The sequence below is a fragment of the Komagataeibacter sp. NFXK3 genome, from assembly GCF_054182245.1.
This window is the reverse complement of record NZ_JAPIVJ010000002.1, coordinates 24,503-39,751: the sequence shown is the minus strand read 5'-3', so window position 1 is coordinate 39,751 and position 15,249 is coordinate 24,503. Positions and strand designations below refer to the sequence as shown.

General features: G+C 63.0%; 12 protein-coding genes. 1 reads left to right on the top strand and 11 read right to left on the bottom strand.

Annotated features, from left to right (window positions below; genetic code table 11):
- Positions 1 to 8: 8 nt before the first annotated feature.
- A complete protein-coding gene (locus OQZ28_RS02375; protein ID WP_458135045.1) occupies positions 9 to 1,280 on the top strand; it encodes an NAD(P)/FAD-dependent oxidoreductase in 1,272 nt (423 codons plus the stop codon).
- A 180-nt stretch (positions 1,281 to 1,460) separates the two neighbouring features.
- Here OQZ28_RS02375 and OQZ28_RS02370 read toward each other — a convergent pair whose 3' ends face one another.
- The 11 genes from OQZ28_RS02370 to OQZ28_RS02320 form a co-directional block, all read right to left on the bottom strand.
- Positions 1,461 to 2,387 (bottom strand): 2-hydroxyacid dehydrogenase, encoded by a 927-nt coding sequence (locus tag OQZ28_RS02370; RefSeq protein ID WP_458135044.1) that lies wholly within the window; start codon positions 2,385 to 2,387, stop codon positions 1,461 to 1,463.
- 10 nt (positions 2,388 to 2,397) lie between these two features.
- Positions 2,398 to 3,267 (bottom strand): GNAT family N-acetyltransferase, encoded by an 870-nt coding sequence (locus tag OQZ28_RS02365; protein WP_458135043.1) that lies wholly within the window; start codon positions 3,265 to 3,267, stop codon positions 2,398 to 2,400.
- Between the two features lie 51 nt (positions 3,268 to 3,318).
- Positions 3,319 to 4,779, bottom strand: coding sequence for an NAD-dependent succinate-semialdehyde dehydrogenase (locus tag OQZ28_RS02360; RefSeq protein WP_458135042.1), 1,461 nt, complete (start codon positions 4,777 to 4,779; stop codon positions 3,319 to 3,321).
- Positions 4,780 to 4,797: 18 nt separating this feature from the next.
- Complete coding sequence (locus OQZ28_RS02355; protein WP_458135041.1) at positions 4,798 to 6,657, bottom strand: ABC transporter ATP-binding protein; 1,860 nt, start codon at positions 6,655 to 6,657, stop codon at positions 4,798 to 4,800.
- The gene (locus tag OQZ28_RS02350; RefSeq protein WP_458135040.1) at positions 6,654 to 7,478 is read right to left on the bottom strand and encodes an ABC transporter permease; all 825 of its coding nucleotides are present in this window, start codon (positions 7,476 to 7,478) and stop codon (positions 6,654 to 6,656) included. Before OQZ28_RS02350 ends, OQZ28_RS02355 begins: the two co-directional genes overlap by 4 nt.
- Positions 7,475 to 8,431: an ABC transporter permease gene (locus OQZ28_RS02345; RefSeq protein WP_130732586.1), complete on the bottom strand. Its 957-nt coding sequence runs from the start codon at positions 8,429 to 8,431 to the stop codon at positions 7,475 to 7,477. The genes OQZ28_RS02350 and OQZ28_RS02345 overlap by 4 nt, the downstream gene beginning before the upstream one ends.
- Positions 8,428 to 10,020, bottom strand: coding sequence for an ABC transporter substrate-binding protein (locus tag OQZ28_RS02340; RefSeq protein ID WP_458135039.1), 1,593 nt, complete (start codon positions 10,018 to 10,020; stop codon positions 8,428 to 8,430). Before OQZ28_RS02340 ends, OQZ28_RS02345 begins: the two co-directional genes overlap by 4 nt.
- A 152-nt stretch (positions 10,021 to 10,172) precedes the next feature.
- A complete protein-coding gene (locus OQZ28_RS02335; protein ID WP_110567001.1) occupies positions 10,173 to 10,841 on the bottom strand; it encodes a haloacid dehalogenase type II in 669 nt (222 codons plus the stop codon).
- A gap of 649 nt (positions 10,842 to 11,490) precedes the next feature.
- On the bottom strand, positions 11,491 to 12,564 hold the full coding sequence (locus OQZ28_RS02330; protein ID WP_458135038.1) for a tartrate dehydrogenase: 1,074 nt from the start codon (positions 12,562 to 12,564) through the stop codon (positions 11,491 to 11,493).
- Entirely contained in the window at positions 12,561 to 13,739 is a 1,179-nt protein-coding gene (locus tag OQZ28_RS02325; protein WP_130732757.1) for an amidohydrolase, read from the bottom strand. The genes OQZ28_RS02330 and OQZ28_RS02325 overlap by 4 nt, the downstream gene beginning before the upstream one ends.
- A gap of 6 nt (positions 13,740 to 13,745) precedes the next feature.
- The gene (locus OQZ28_RS02320) at positions 13,746 to 15,230 is read right to left on the bottom strand and encodes an aldehyde dehydrogenase family protein (RefSeq protein ID WP_458135037.1); all 1,485 of its coding nucleotides are present in this window, start codon (positions 15,228 to 15,230) and stop codon (positions 13,746 to 13,748) included.
- Between the last annotated feature and the right edge of the window lie 19 nt (positions 15,231 to 15,249).

Sequence of the window (15,249 nt, the reverse complement as noted above, 5' to 3'; positions counted from 1 at the left end):
CATTTCCAATGAAGCTGACATCTTACTGGCTGGATACCGCACCGGCCTTTACCGGCACGCCGATTGCCGCCCTGCCCGCAAAAGCGGACGTGGTGGTGATCGGTGCCGGGTTTAGCGGCCTCTCCGCCGCGCTGAAACTGGCCAAATCAGGCGCCAGCGTCGTGGTCATTGATGAAGAGCGGGTTATCGGCAAGGCGTCGGGCCGCAATGGCGGCCATGTCAATAACGGCCTGGCTGGCAATTATGGCATGGCCTGCGACAAGCTTGGCGTTGCCACGGCGGCACGGCTGTACAAGGTGCTGAACCGCGCGGTTGATACAGTCGAGCGCATCGTCACGGAAAACGCGATTGACTGCCATTTCCGTCGCTGCGGCAAACTCAAGCTGGCCAGCCGCGAAAGCCACATGCCCAGCCTGCGCGCGGATCAGGCGCGCATCGCCCTTGATGTTGACCCGGATTCCCGCCTGCTGGAAGCCAATGAACTGGGCGATGAAATCGGTTCATCCAGATTTGCAGGCGGCGTCCTGTATCCGCATAGCGGGCAGATGCACATGGGCAAGTTCGGCATCGGCCTGGCCAACAGCGTGCTCAAGGCTGGCGGGCAGATCTTTGAAAACACCCCCATGACCGCCCTGCGCCGCGAGGGCAAAATCACCCGCGTCACCACCCCCCATGGCGTGATCGATGCCGGGGCAGTCCTGCTGGCCACCGGCACGAGCCGGCATGCGCCCTCCTATTTCCGCAAGCGCATCATGCCCGTCGGCAGCTTTATCGTGGCAACCGAGCCACTTGATGATGCCACGGTCAAGTCGATCATGCCCGGCCACCGCAACGTGGTCACGACGCAGAACATTCATCACTATTTCCGCATCGCTGCTGATAACCGGCTGATCTTTGGCGGGCGGGCCCGTTTTTCCAAATCCCGCGAAAGCACGGATATCTCGAGCGGCGACATGCTGCGCTCGGCACTGCAGAGCGTTTTCCCGCAGGTGCCCGATATCCGCATCGATTACTGCTGGGGTGGCGATGTGGACATGACCATCGACCGCCTGCCGCGCGCGGGTGAATGGAACGGCGTTTTCTACACCATGGGCTATAGCGGCCATGGCACGCAGATGTCGGTGCATATGGGGCAGTGCATGGCGGATGTGATTGCGGGCAACCCGCATGCCAACCCGCTGGAGAACATGCCCTGGCCGCGCATTCCCATGTATGGGCTGGCTGAACACTTCCTGCCCGCCATTGGCATGTATTACCGCATCAAGGACAAGCTGATGTAATCAGCCTGGCCTGCCGCACAGGCAGGCCAGCTCCATGCCCATGGCAAAATGCCGCCTTTCAAAAAGAAAGGCGGCATTTTTATTTGCAAAAAAGCACGTTACCGGAAACTGCCGATACCCTGGCGCAGGGGTGATGTCGCGCGCGCTTCATGCCGCAACATCAGCCATGCCTGTATGGAGTCAGTATCCCATCGCGCGGTCAACCAGGCCAACCGGTGCTTCGTTGTTGAGGTAGCGGCGGATATTGTTGATGATCGTCATACCGCCACTTTCCGCAGGCGTGGAACTGGCAATATGTGGCGTAATCAGCACATCCGGCCGGTCCCATAGCGGGTGGTCGGCAGGCAGGGGCTCGGGGTCCGTTACATCGAGTATGGCGGCCGAAAGCTGCCCTTCATCAAGGGCAGCCACCAGGTCATCCATCACCATCTGCCGCCCGCGCCCGCACTGCACCAGGGCAGCCCCGCGCGGCATCTGCGCAAACAGGTCACGGTTCAGGATCCCCGTCGTCTCCGCTGTCAGGGGCAGCAGGCATACAAGGATATCGGTGGTTGCGAGGAATTCGGTTCGCTCCGCTTCACCAGCAAAGCATTTTACGCCATCAATGACGTGGCGCGAACGCGCCCAGCCCTGCGTAACATAGCCCATGCCCCGCAGGGACTGCGCCACAGGCACGCCGAGCTGCCCAAGCCCCATCACCCCCACCCGGAACTGTGATGCACTGCGCACAGGCAGCGCCTGCCACACATGCTGGCGCTGCTGGTGAATGTAGCGCAGCATGTCACGCTGGATGGCCCGCACGGCAAACTGCACATAAGCCACCATGCCATCGGTCAGGCCGGTTTCAATGGTACGCACGACCTGGATATGGGGCGGGATCAGGCCGAGGTCGAACTGGTCGATGCCCGCGCCAACTGAAAACAGGACTTTCAGGTTGGGGAACAGTTCCTGCAGGTTTTCAGGCGGCACCCAGGTGGCAAGGTATTCAACCTCCGCCGGGTCGCCTATATCGGGCCAGACCCGGAAGGGGACATCGGGCAGGTACTGCGCAAACAGCCTGCCCCACACTTCAGCCCGTTCGGCCGTGGACTTGAGAACCATGGACATGACGCGTTCCTTAACCAAAAGCCTGACTACACAGGGCAAAACGATGCATCGGGCTCTCCGCGTCATGACTGTCTTGGCTATCTGTCACCATGGCCGCGACCGCATCGACGCGCAGCAGCCCGATTTCGTCAAGCCAGCGTGACAGGGCGGAATCCTGGGGAATATCAAGGCGCATGAACTGCCCGGCATGGCTGCCGATCCAGTAAGCGATCATGGCCGCCGCGTATTCAAGCGATGTCGCGACAACGGGGCCAACAACCATGCCCCAGCCAAATTTGCGGCAGAAGGCATAACCGGCCACCTTTCCCCCTTCATCGACAATCATGCCCTTGCCTGCCGTGAGCAGGGCGGCAATCAGCTCGCGCCGGTCCATGCCGCATGCCTGCGTGTCACACGCCACGAGGGCATCAAGGTCATTGTGCCCCGCAGGGCGCAGGCGCACCCCGTCGGGCAGGGCAATCAGCGGCTGTGCCGCGGCGTTACTCTGCCGCTGCTCGATAATGCCACAGGGGCGAAAGCCCATTTTCTCATATAACGGCACCCCCGTGGGGGTGGCGTTGAGGTGAATGGTCGCACCCGGCAGGGCATTGCGGGCTTCGGTCATCAGCCGCCGGCCGATCCCGTGCCCGCGCCAGGCATCATCGACAATCACCATGCCAAGGGAGGCATGGGTTTTCCCATACCGCCACCACATGATCGTGCCGATGACCTCGCCCGCATCGGTCTCGGCCACGCCGCCTTCCCCCACGGAAAACATGAATTGCCAGTCTTCCAGACGATGCGGCCAGGACAATGCCTTTGACAGGTTGTAACCGGCTTCCAGATCGGCCTCGCACATGGGGCGGATGCTAATCCGGGTCAGCAGGGCTGCATCAGTCATGGTCATATCCCATCATCATGATCATGGTTCGTTTTCCGGGGTTGCGGGATTTCAGGCTTTTGGCCCGCCCATATGGAAGCTCTTGATTTCGAGGAATTCGTCAATACCGGGGTGGCCACCCTCACGGCCAAGGCCGGACTGCTTTACACCACCAAACGGCGCGGATTCCATGGAAATTGCACCCGTATTAAGGCCAACCATGCCAAATTCAAGCGCCTCGCCCACGCGCCAGGCGCGATCAAGGTCGCGGGTGAAGAAATAGCTGGCCAGGCCAAACGGCGTGGCGTTGGCCATGGTCACGGCATCCTCCTCCGCATCAAAACGGAAGATGGGCAGCACCGGCCCGAAGGTTTCCTCGGAGGCAACGCGCATTTCCGTCGTGACATCCGTCAGCACAACGGGGCTTACAAAACAGCCATCAATCTCAAGCGGCTTGCTGACATAACGCGCGCCCTTTGCCAGCGCGTCTTCAACATGTTCCTTTACCTTGTTCACGGCGGCCGCGTTGATCAGCGGGCCCATCGTCCTGCCTTCTTCAAGGCCGTTGCCCACATTTATCGCGTTCACCGCCTGCATGAGGCGTTCGACAAAGCGGTCATGGATGGCGTTATGCACGAACACGCGGTTAGCGCAGATGCAGGTCTGCCCGGCATTGCGGAACTTGCTGGTCATGACCCCTTCAACCGCCTGCTCCACATCGGCATCATCAAACACGATGAACGGCGCATTGCCACCAAGCTCAAGGCTGAGGCGCTTGATGGTCGCGGCGGACTGTTCCATCAGGATGGCGCCGACACGCGTCGAACCGGTAAAGGAGAGCTTGCGCACCGTGACATTGGTGCTCAGTTCGATACCGACCTGATCGGGCATGCCGGTCACGACACTGATCAGCCCCGCGGGCACGCCCGCGCGCTCGCCCAGCACGGCAACAGCCAGGGCAGAAAACGGCGTCAGTTCCGAGGGCTTGATCACCATGGAGCACCCGGCGGCAAGGGCGGGGGCGCATTTGCGCGTAATCATGGCCAGCGGAAAGTTCCATGGCGTGATCGCGGCCGTAACACCCACCGGCTCCTTCATCACCAGCACATGGCGGCCGGGCGTGGCGGGGGGCAGGATGGCGCCATCAACGCGGCGCGCCTCTTCTGCAAACCACTTGAAGAAGGACGCGGCATACCTGACTTCGCCCTTCGCCTCGGGCAGCACCTTACCCTGCTCGATGCTCATGATGTAGGCCAGATCATCAATATTTTCGATGATCAGGTCATGCCATGCCATCAGGATGGCGGCCCGCTCGGCCGGCAGGCGCTTTTTCCATTCAGCCTGCGCCACCTCGGCCGCGGCAATGGCTTCAAGCGTCTGCGCCCTTGAGCAGGCGGGCACATGGCCAATGACCGCGCCGGTTGCGGGGTTGTCCACCGCAATGCGGGCACCATCGGTCGCATCCTGCCACTGGCCTGCAATATAGGCCTGCTGCCGGAACAGCGACGAATCAGAAAGCTGCATGTTACTCATGACATACCTCTTGAAGGCTTAGGATTCATAGGAAGGCGGGAGCGCTGCGGATGCGACACCCCCTGAAAAGGCAAGATCAGCACACGACCGGTAACACGCAATGCGCGCGCCATCGGGCAGTGTATGCACCGGCACGGGACCCCGGTCGCATTGACCCGGCATCCTCATGTCGCAGCGTGAAAAGAACTGGCATCCGCCATCTGTGCGGCGCTGTGCGGCGGGTGCGCCTTCCGCATGCCGCAGGGCCATGGCATCGGCCAGCCAGCCGGCCCGCATTTCCGGCACGGAAGAAACCAGCAGGCGCGTATAGGGATGATGCGCACCCGCCGTGAGGGACTGGCTGTCACACTGCTCAACCACGTGACCCGCATACAGCACCGCCACCTGGTCGCATACGGCGCGCACGGCATGCAGATCATGGGTAATGAAAATATAGGAAATACCCAGCGTTTCCTGTAACTCCGCCATCAGTTCAAGGATGGCGGCGGCCACGACGGGGTCAAGTGCCGCGGTAATTTCATCGCACAGCACCAGATCAGGCCGGGCGGCCAGGGCGCGCGCAAAATTGACGCGCTGCTTCTGCCCGCCTGACAGCTCGGCGGGGTAGCGCTCCAGCAGCGCATGGGGCAGGCGCACCATATCGAGCAGGCGCATCGCCTCCGCGCGGGCTTCGGCCCCCTTCATGCCATGAAAGAAGGTCAGCACGCGCTCGATCGTGGCACCGATCCGCCATGCCGGGTTGAGCACCAGGTCAGCATTCTGCGCCACGATCTGCAAACGGCGGCGCTGTTCGCGCGTGCGGTCGGCCACGGCAGGCGCCAGCGCCTCGCCGCGAAACACCACCTGCCCCGCAGCCCATGGCTGCAGGCCCGATATGGTGCGCGCCAGCGTGCTTTTGCCACAGCCGGATTCCCCGATGATCCCCAGCGTGCTGCCACGCGGCACCGACAGGCTGACATGATCGAGAATGCGCCGCTCCGGCAGACCCTCGGCCGTGCGGTTGCCATAGCCCACAATCACATCGGACAGGTCAAGCACCCTGTCCTCGCGCGCGGATGCCATGGGCACGCAGGGCGTGGCGCGGGGCGGAATGCGGCAGGCGGCCACCAGTTCGCGCGTGTATTCATCCTGCGGGTTGCCCAGGATGCACGCCACCGTGCCGCTTTCGCGCACCTGCCCGTGGCGCAGCACCACGGCATGGTCTGCAATCTGCGCCACGATGGCCAGGTCATGCGTCACGTACACGCCCGTAATGCCCCGGTCAGCCAGCACGGTGCGGAAGGCAGCTAGGACCTCGATCTGGGTGGTGACATCGAGCGCCGTTGTCGGCTCATCGAAAACCACGATTTCCGGGTCCGTAATCAGCGCCATGGCCGCCATGAGGCGCTGCAGCTGCCCGCCCGAAAGCTGGTAGGGATAGCGCGCGCCAATCGTTTCGGGCTCGGGCAGCGCCAGTGCGCGAAACAGGTCGATCATCTTGCGTTCGGCCTGCTGGCGCGTCATGGCCCAGTGCACGCGCGCGGGCTCGATCACCTGCTGGGCAATGCTCAGCGCCGGATTGAACGCCGTGCCAGCATTCTGCGCCACATAGCTGATGGTGCGCCCCCGAAAGCCGCGCAACTCATGGCGGGTCATGCTGGTCACGTCATGGCCCGCAACCGTGATCTGCCCGCCGCTGATCGTGCATCCCGGCCGTACATGCCCCAGCAGCGACAGGGCGATGGTGGTCTTGCCCGATCCGGATTCCCCGATCAGGGCCAGCATCTGGCCTTCGCGCACCTCAAGGCTGACATCACGCACGATCGGCACGGTACCCCCATCGGGGCGATGGCCGACAATATCGAGGTTCCTGACCGAGATCATATGCGCCCTGCTCATCGCCGTGATGTCCCGTCAAGCACGAGGTTGATGCCCACCGTCAGCACGCCGATCACGATCGTGGGCAGGATCACGGCGCCCGATCCATACACCAGCCCCAGCACGTTTTCACGCACCAGCGAACCCAGATCCACCAGCGGGGGCTGCACCCCCAGCCCGAGAAAGCTGAGATTGCTGAGCAGCAGCACCGCGTAGATGAAGCGCAGCCCCACATCGGCCAGCAGCGGCCCGCGCATGTTGGGCAGGATTTCGCGCCAGATGATGAAGAGCGCCCCCTCCCCCCGCGCCACGGCCACGGTAATGTAGTCCATCCGTGCAATACGCAGCGCCAGCGCACGGCTGGTGCGGTACGCCCCGGGCGTATAGATGACCCCCAGCGTCAGGACCAGCGCCAGGAGCGAGTCCCCGAATGCCGCGATGACCAGCAGCGCGCACAGGAGGCTGGGAATGGACAGGATGCCATCCATCAGCCGCCCCGCAACCTGCTCCACCCAGGCAGGCGTGGCCGTGGTGGCGATGCCCAGCAGGACGCCGCAGCCGCACGAAAATGCCGTGGAGAGGGTGCAGATCAGCACCGTGTAGCGCACGGCATAGAGCAGGCGGCTGCCCAGGTCGCGCCCCAGGTAATCCGTGCCCAGCCAGTGCCGGTGCGACAGCGGGGCAAACACCTCCGTATCGATGATCTGCCCCGGCGCGTAAGGCGCGAAAAACGGCCCGCATACCGCCAGCACAAGCCAGAAGCCGAACAGCCCCATGACACGCTGCGCGGGTGTCAGCGCCGGCAGGCGCAGGGCCCTGAGGCCGGTTGCCATGCCGCTCATGCGCCCCGTCCCTTCGGCACGGAGGCCAGCGCCACGATATCGGCCAGCGTGGTGAGGAACAGATAGGTCATGCAGAACAGGAGGGTGCAGGCCTGGATGATCGGTACATCACGCGACATGACGGAATCCACCATAAGCTGCGCCAGGCCGGGATAGTTGAAAATGGTCTCGATCACGACCACGCCACCAAGCAGCGATGACAGGCTGAGTGCTATGGCATTGGCCACCGGGCCAATGGCATTGGGCAGCGCATGGTGCAGCATGATGCGGATGGGCGGCACGCCCTTGATCACCGCCATCTCCATATAGGGCGCGGAAAACACATCGATCATGCATGCCCGGATCATGCGGATCATCTGCGCCATGGTAATGCTGGCCAGCGTGGCCACCGGCATGGCGAAGGTGAGGAAAAACTGCCCCACGGAATGGATCGAGCGGATATCGGACAGCGCCGGCACGACCCTGAACTGCACGGCAAACACGAATACCGAGACCGTGGCGATGAGAAAGGCGGGCACCGAGACAATACCCAGCGTGAGCACCGTCATGACACGGTCAAAAACGCTGTCGCGCCACGTTGCGCAGGCCAGTCCGAGCACCAGCGCCAGCGGCACGGCAACCAGCGTGGTGGCGCCGGCCAGCAGCAGGGAGTTGTACAGCCGCGGGGCCAGCATCTCGCTCACCGGGCGCCCGGTCAGCAGCGAATTGCCCGCATTGCCATGCAGCATGCCGCCACACCAGTGCATGAAACGCAGCCACAGCGGCTGGTCGAGATGCAGCGCATGCCGCAGGGCCTGCGTGGCATCGGGCGTTGCATTCTGGCCCAGCAGCATATCCGCCACATCACCCGGCAGGGCTGCGGTCAGGGCAAAGATCGCCACCACCACGAACAGGAGCGAGCACAATGCCGCCCCGATCCGGCGCAGCACCAGCCTGGCCAGGCGCGCGTTCATGCCGCCCCTCCCGCCGCATCGTCCAGCCAGACGTGACTGAGAAAATCAAACCCCATCAGTTGCCCCGCCTGGCTTGGCGCCAGACCGCGCACGCGCGGATTGAAGGCATCAAGGCTGGTGGTGAAGGCCGGCAGGCAGATGCCCGCCCCTTCATGGATCATCACCTGCATGTCGTGATAGATCTGCCGCCGCACGGCCTCGTCACGCTGGGCACGTGCGGCAAGCAGCAGCTGGTCAAAGCGCGGGTCGCGCCAGCGCGATTCATTCCACGGCGCGCCCGAGGCGAAGTTGAGGGCAAACGTCATGTCCAGCGACGGGCGGGGATTGGTATTGCCAAACCCCATCGGGGTCTTCATCCAGTATTCCGTCCAGTATCCATCGGCGGGCATGCGGTGGATCGGCAGGCTCAGGCCAACCTGCTGCGCGGCATATTGCAGCACGACCGCAATATCGACCGAGGCCAGCGCCGCAGGCGAACAGACCAGCGGCACACCCGTTTCCATCATGCCCGAGCGCCTGAGGTAAAAACGCGCGCGGTCAGGATCAAAGGGGCGCTGCGGCAGGTCGGCGGCAAAATAGCGGTGTTCGGGCGGGATGGGCTGGTCATTGCCGATCCGGGCAAAACCCAGAAAAACGGAATCACGTACCTGCTCGCGATTGAACAGGTATTTCATGCCCGTGACAAAATCCTGCGACCGGCCCGGCCCTTCATCAAGGCGGATGGCCAGATCGGTATAGGTGCCCACCGGGCTTTCCATGATTCCGAACCCGCGCGCGCGCAACAGGCGCACAAGACGCGGATTGACGGAGGCAATGATATCCACGTCATGCGACAGCAGCGCATTGTGGCGCGACATGTCATCGGAGATGCCGATCATGTCGACACTGTCCAGCCAGGGCGCGGGACTGCGCCAGTAATCCGGGTTGCGACGCCCCGACGTGCGCACGCCGGGCGTAAATTCCGTGCAGGTGAAGGGGCCGGTGCCATTGGCCTGCGAGAAATCCGTGACGCCATCGCGCACAATACTGAAACTGACAATGCCGAGCATGGACGGGAAATCGGCATTCGGTCCACGCAGCGTCACGCGGACATCCAGCGGGCCAACGGCTTGTATGTCCGCCATTTCCTGCGCAATGACACGCTGCTGGGAGCCCACGGCCGGGTCCTTGTGCCGTGCCAGCGAATAAACCACATCCGCCGCCGTCAGCGCCGCGCCATCATGAAAGGTCACGCCACGGCGCAGGGTGATGTGCCATGTCTGCAGGTCATCACTCTCGATGCGTTCGGCAAGAGCCGGATGCGGCATCATTTCCGCATCGAGCATGACCAGGCCATCATAGAACATGTGGCCACGGATATAATCGGTTGCCAGGGCAAAACGCGCCGGGTCCAGCGTATCTGCCGTTGAGGCGGCAAGACCTGCGAAATTCAGGTGCCCGCCCCGGCGCGGCTGTGGATCCTGGCCGCCTGCGGCCCGGACCGCGCGCGTGGGCAGGGTTGCCGCAACCAGCCCGGCCCCCGCCAGGCGCAACGCCTGACGCCGGCCCAGCACGCCTGTAGTACCATAGGGAGCACGACCGCCCCGCATCAGGAACGCACGCCCGCAGGCAGGACCGCCCGCCACCACATGACACCCGGCACGCGGGCGTTCGGCGTGTCCAACCAGTTGCTGGCAAGTGTCATGATCATGCTTTCCTGCGGTGTGGTGATCCCGGACGTCCGTGACGCGCGCCTGCCGGTTTACAGGCCCAGAACGCCTGGAAGGCCCCCGATATCCCTGATTTCGGTATAACCGTATTCCGGCGTGGAGGGTTCATGCCCACGGGCCACGAACACCTTGTTGCGAATGCCAAGGTCACGCGCGGGCATGAGGTCGTAACGCAGGGAGGACGAGACATGCAGGATGTCTTCCGGCCCGCAGCCGAGCTGGTCGAACATGTATTCAAACGCACGCATGCGCGGCTTGTAGGCCTGCGCGTCTTCTGCCGTGAGCACCTTGTGGAAAGGCGCGCCGATATTCGCGACGTTGGAATGGATTTGCGAATTCATGGCATTGGACAGGATGACGAGCGGGAATTCCTTCGCCACGCGGCGCAGCGGCTCGGTCACATCGGGCCACGGCCCCCATGTCGGCACGGCATCGTAAAACTTGTTGGCCACGGCCACATCGAACGGAATGTTCCAGCGCTTGCAGGTGCGCTCGATCGCGCCCAGCACGACGTAACGGTACGGCTTCCACGCGCCAAGCACTTCATCAAGGCGGTAACCGGCAAAGTCGGCCACGAACTGGTCCATGTGCTCGGGCGCGATGACGTCGGCATAAAGCTTGCGGGCCGTCTCACCCATTTCGAAATGGATCAGCGTGCCATAGCAGTCGAAAGTGATGAATTTGGGCTTAAAAAGGGACATGACAGGATAACACCTCATTCCGTAGTGCTCATCAATAAATCATGAAAACACCATGCGGGAATACCCGTTTATATATAATTTTCAGCATAATATATCGAATTGGAAACCAACACGAGCAGGGTCTGCTTTCCTGCGCCCAGGCAGGGAAAATATGCGAATTCTTCATGCTCTACAGCGAGTTATGCCAGAACACCCATCTGATCCACGCCAGGCGGAACGCCCCGCGCCATCATGCGGAACGCAGATCGTGCCACCACAGCCGCATGAAACGATTCATAAAGCAGAATATGCCACAGGCCACCCGCAACAGGGGCATGCAGGCCGTATGCGCAGCCTTGCCGCCCTAACGGATTCAAGGCGCGCTTATTGTGAAATTTCATTTATATCAACGTATTATCTCAAAAAACCGGCAATGGAATGACCCTGCCCATATTTCCCCGCCCGCAACCGCATAACCTGCCATGCCGCAGGCGGCTGCATGATCGATGAAAGATTGTAACAATTAATACCGTTACTTGCCGTCTCATAAAAAAAGCAGATGAACCAGTGCGACCTGGTTCATCTGCTCCACCCAGTGCGGATCAGCATGTCCGCACGTTCGCCTACCCATCATGGGCAACGATCGACAGCATGCTGCCCCAGGCGCCTGTCAGCGCATATCGTGCAGGACCGCGGCAATGGCATCCCCGAACTGTGCCGTGCTGGCCTTGCCGCCAATATCAGGTGTGCGCGGAGCTGCGGGGTTGGCCAGGACCGTCTCGATGGCCTTGAGCACCATGCGCCCGGCTTCCGGCTCGCCAAGGTGATCGAGCATCATGGAAGCCGCCCAGATCTGGCCAATGGGATTGGCGATGTTGCGCCCGGCAATGTCGGGGGCGGACCCATGCACGGGTTCGAACATGGAGGGGTAACGCCGCTCGGGATTGATATTGGCGGACGGCGCCACCGCGATCGTGCCCGTTACCCCCGGCCCGAGATCGGACAGGATATCGCCAAACAGGTTGCTGCCAACCACGACATCAAAATATTCAGGCGACAGGACAAAACGTGCTGTCAGGATATCGATATGGTGACTGTCTATGCGCGTGCCGGGATACTGCGCGGCCATTTTCTCGAACCGCTCATCCCAAAACGGCATGGAATGGAACAGACCGTTGGACTTCGTGGCCGATGAAACATGCGGGCGATCCAGCTTCTTGGCCAGTTCAAAGGCATACCGGATGATGCGGTCCGTGCCGTGCCGGGTGAACACGGCGGTCTGCACCACGCCTTCCGCGTCCGTACCTTCGGCAAAACGGCCGCCGATGCGTGAATATTCGCCCTCGGTATTTTCGCGCACGATCCAGAAATCAATGTCTCCGGGCTTGCGGTCAGCCAGCGGGCAACGGATGCCGGGCAGCAGGCGGACGGGGCGCAGGTTGACGTACTGGTCAAAATCACGCCGGATGGGAATCAGCATCCCCCACAGCGAGATATGGTCCGGCACGGTCGGATAGCCAACCGCACCGAGCAGGATGGCATCATGCTGCGACAGGCGGTCCATGCCATCGGCTGGCATCATGCTGCCGGTCGCGAGATAGGTTTCGCAACTCCAGTCATATTCGGAATACCGGAAACCGATATCGCAGATCTTGCCGATGGTATCGAGCACCTTCAGCGCAGGCGGCATGACTTCCTTGCCAATGCCATCACCGGGCAGGACCGCGATCTTGTATGTCTTCATGATACTTCATCTCTCCGCGTCTGTTGCGCAAGATAATAACGGGCCAGGCGCTCCCAGTAGGTCACGCCGCGACCAATCACGCTGTCATTGAAATCATAATCCGGCGCATGCAGGGCAGCCGACGGGCCATTGCCGATCATGGCATAGGTGCCCGGACGCTGCTCGAGCATGAAGCCAAAATCTTCCGAGGCCAGGCTGGGCGGCACATCGGTATCGGCGGGTGGCCAGGCCGTATCCGCATCCATTTCACGCATCACCTCGCCTACGATGCGCGTGGGTGCTGCCGCATTGACGGTGACGGGATACGGGCTGTGATAGTCCACCGTCATTTCAACCCCGCCCGCCTGCGCCATGCCCGCGGCGAGGTCCACCAGTTCTTCACGCAGGCGCTCGAGCGTGTCACGGTCCAGCGCCCGGATCGTGCCAGCGAGTTCCGCCTGGTCGGGAATGATATTGTCCGTGCTGCCTGCATGGAATGTACAGACCGAAACCACGGCCGGAACCAGCGGGTTCGTGCGCCGCGCCACAAGCTGCTGCATGGCCTGCACCAGCGCCGCACCCGCCAGAACCGGATCGGCTGAAAGGTGGGGCTGCGCCGCATGCGCCCCCCGCCCCCTGATGCGGATACGGAACCGCCACCCCCCCGCCATGATCGGCCCGTTGCGCACCGCGAGCTGCCCCGCGGGCAGGCCGGGCCAGTTATGCAGCCCGAAACACGCTTCGGCCGGAAAGCGCGTGAACAGCCCTTCCTCGATCATCACGCGCGCCCCCGCGCCCCCTTCCTCCCCGGGCTGGAAGACGAAATGAATCACCCCATGCTCCGGCGGTCGTTCCGCCAGCCGTGCGGCAGCGCCAAGCAGCATGACCGTGTGCCCGTCATGCCCGCAGGCATGCATCCGGCCCGCATGGCGCGAGACATGGCCATGCGTGCTGCGCTCATGCACCGGCAGCGCATCCATATCCGCGCGCAGTATGATCGATGGGCCGGGCCTGTTGCCATGCAGGGTTGCGACGACCCCCGTCGTGGCAAGGCCACGGACAGGCGCATAACCGAGTTCCGTCAGGTATTCACAGACCAGATCGGCCGTGCGGACTTCCTCGAAGCGCAGTTCGGGGTGGGCGTGCAGGTCATGCCGCAGGGCGGTCAGTTCAGTAAGGCATGCGGCCCGGTTCATGGCGCCTTATCCTTCAAACGACATCAGCACGCTCTTGTGCCGCAGGTTGGCTTCCACCGCCTGGCGCCCAAGGTCCTTGCCAATGCCCGACCCGCCAAAGCCGCCGGTGGGAATGACGAAATCAGCCGACCGCCCGTAGCGGTTGACCCACACCGTACCCGCCTTCAGCCGCCTGACCGCGCGCATGGCGCGACCGAGGTCAGCGGTATGCACGCCAGCGGCCAGCCCGTACTCAGGGTGCTCGGCCAGTGTCATGGCCTCCTCTTCCTCCCGGAAGGTCTGCACGGTCAGGACCGGGCCGAAGATTTCCTCGCGCACGGCCACGTTCTGCATGGTCACGTTGGTCAGCACCGCAGGCGAAAGGAATACGCCGCCACTCTCCGGCAGCAACCGGCGCATGGGCACGGCCTGCTGCGCGCCCGCGGCACAGGCGCGGCTGAGAATGTCTTCTATCCGCTGCGCCTGGGGCGTAGAAATGATCGGGGCATAGGCCGCCGCCCCATCCCATGTAGGTCCGGGGCGCACCTGCCCCGCCAGCGTGGCGATGCGCTCGATGAGGGGGGCTGCGACCTTTTCATGCACGATCAGGCGCGAACCGGTCACGCACACCTGCCCGGCATTGCCGGTAAAGGCGCGGAAGATGCGGGCGGCCACCGTGTCGATGCAGCTGATATCCTGATAGACCACCTGCGGGCTCTTGCCGCCCAGTTCCAGCGTAACCGGCTTGGGGCCACTTTCAGCCGCCGCCTGCATGACCGCGATGCCCGTGCGGGTGGAACCGGTAAAGGTCAGCTTGCCCACCAGCGGGTGCCGCGACAGCGCAGCCCCCACCACGCCGCCTGCCCCCTGCACCACGTTGAACAGCCCCGCGGGCAGGCCCGCCTGCTCACCAAGCTGGGCCAGCAGCACGGCGGAGAACGGCGTCATTTCCGATGGCTTGAGCACCACGCCGTTGCCCGCCACCAGGGCGGGCAGCACTTTCCAGCTCCCCATGACCAGCGGGAAGTTCCATGGCGCGATGGCGCCGATCACGCCATAGGGCTCGGCAATCGTCATGCCCAGCAGGTTCGACTCGGTGGCCGCCACATCGCCGCCCAGCTTGTCGGCATATTCCGCGAAGAAACGCATGCCTTCCGCCGTAAACGGCACATCCCATGCCGTGGTCTCGGCAATGGGGCGGGTGGAGCAGAAGGATTCCAGGCGGGCCAGCCGCTCGGCATTGTCCTCAACCAGCCGCGCCCACTGCCGGATCACCCGCGCGCGCTCGCGTGGGGCGCAGGTGGCCCAGCCGCTTGTCGCCTGCGCATGTGCTGCCCGGCGCACGGCCTGATCGACGGTGTCGGCACTTCCCGCAGGGATGTGCCCCACCACCGCCCCGCTCGAGGGCGCGTGCACTGCAATCCGCTCCCCACCCGCGAGCAACTGGCCGCCGATGAAATGGCCAGCGGGAATATCGGCAAGAACCGGATCGAAAGACAGTGAGGACGACATGGAATGTTTCCTGAACCAA

Excerpts from the sequence above, each read along its gene's own strand:
- OQZ28_RS02340 (WP_458135039.1), bottom strand. The coding sequence starts at position 10,020 with ATGCGGGGCGGTCGTGCTCCCTATGGTACTACAGGCGTGCTGGGCCGG.
- OQZ28_RS02355 (WP_458135041.1), bottom strand. The coding sequence starts at position 6,657 with ATGAGCAGGGCGCATATGATCTCGGTCAGGAACCTCGATATTGTCGGC.
- OQZ28_RS02375 (WP_458135045.1), top strand. The coding sequence starts at position 9 with ATGAAGCTGACATCTTACTGGCTGGATACCGCACCGGCCTTTACCGGC.
- OQZ28_RS02345 (WP_130732586.1), bottom strand. The coding sequence starts at position 8,431 with ATGAACGCGCGCCTGGCCAGGCTGGTGCTGCGCCGGATCGGGGCGGCA.
- OQZ28_RS02370 (WP_458135044.1), bottom strand. The coding sequence starts at position 2,387 with ATGTCCATGGTTCTCAAGTCCACGGCCGAACGGGCTGAAGTGTGGGGC.
- OQZ28_RS02350 (WP_458135040.1), bottom strand. The coding sequence starts at position 7,478 with ATGAGCGGCATGGCAACCGGCCTCAGGGCCCTGCGCCTGCCGGCGCTG.
- OQZ28_RS02330 (WP_458135038.1), bottom strand. The coding sequence starts at position 12,564 with ATGAAGACATACAAGATCGCGGTCCTGCCCGGTGATGGCATTGGCAAG.
- OQZ28_RS02325 (WP_130732757.1), bottom strand. The coding sequence starts at position 13,739 with ATGAACCGGGCCGCATGCCTTACTGAACTGACCGCCCTGCGGCATGAC.
- OQZ28_RS02360 (WP_458135042.1), bottom strand. The coding sequence starts at position 4,779 with ATGAGTAACATGCAGCTTTCTGATTCGTCGCTGTTCCGGCAGCAGGCC.
- OQZ28_RS02335 (WP_110567001.1), bottom strand. The coding sequence starts at position 10,841 with ATGTCCCTTTTTAAGCCCAAATTCATCACTTTCGACTGCTATGGCACG.
- OQZ28_RS02320 (WP_458135037.1), bottom strand. The coding sequence starts at position 15,230 with ATGTCGTCCTCACTGTCTTTCGATCCGGTTCTTGCCGATATTCCCGCT.
- OQZ28_RS02365 (WP_458135043.1), bottom strand. The coding sequence starts at position 3,267 with ATGACTGATGCAGCCCTGCTGACCCGGATTAGCATCCGCCCCATGTGC.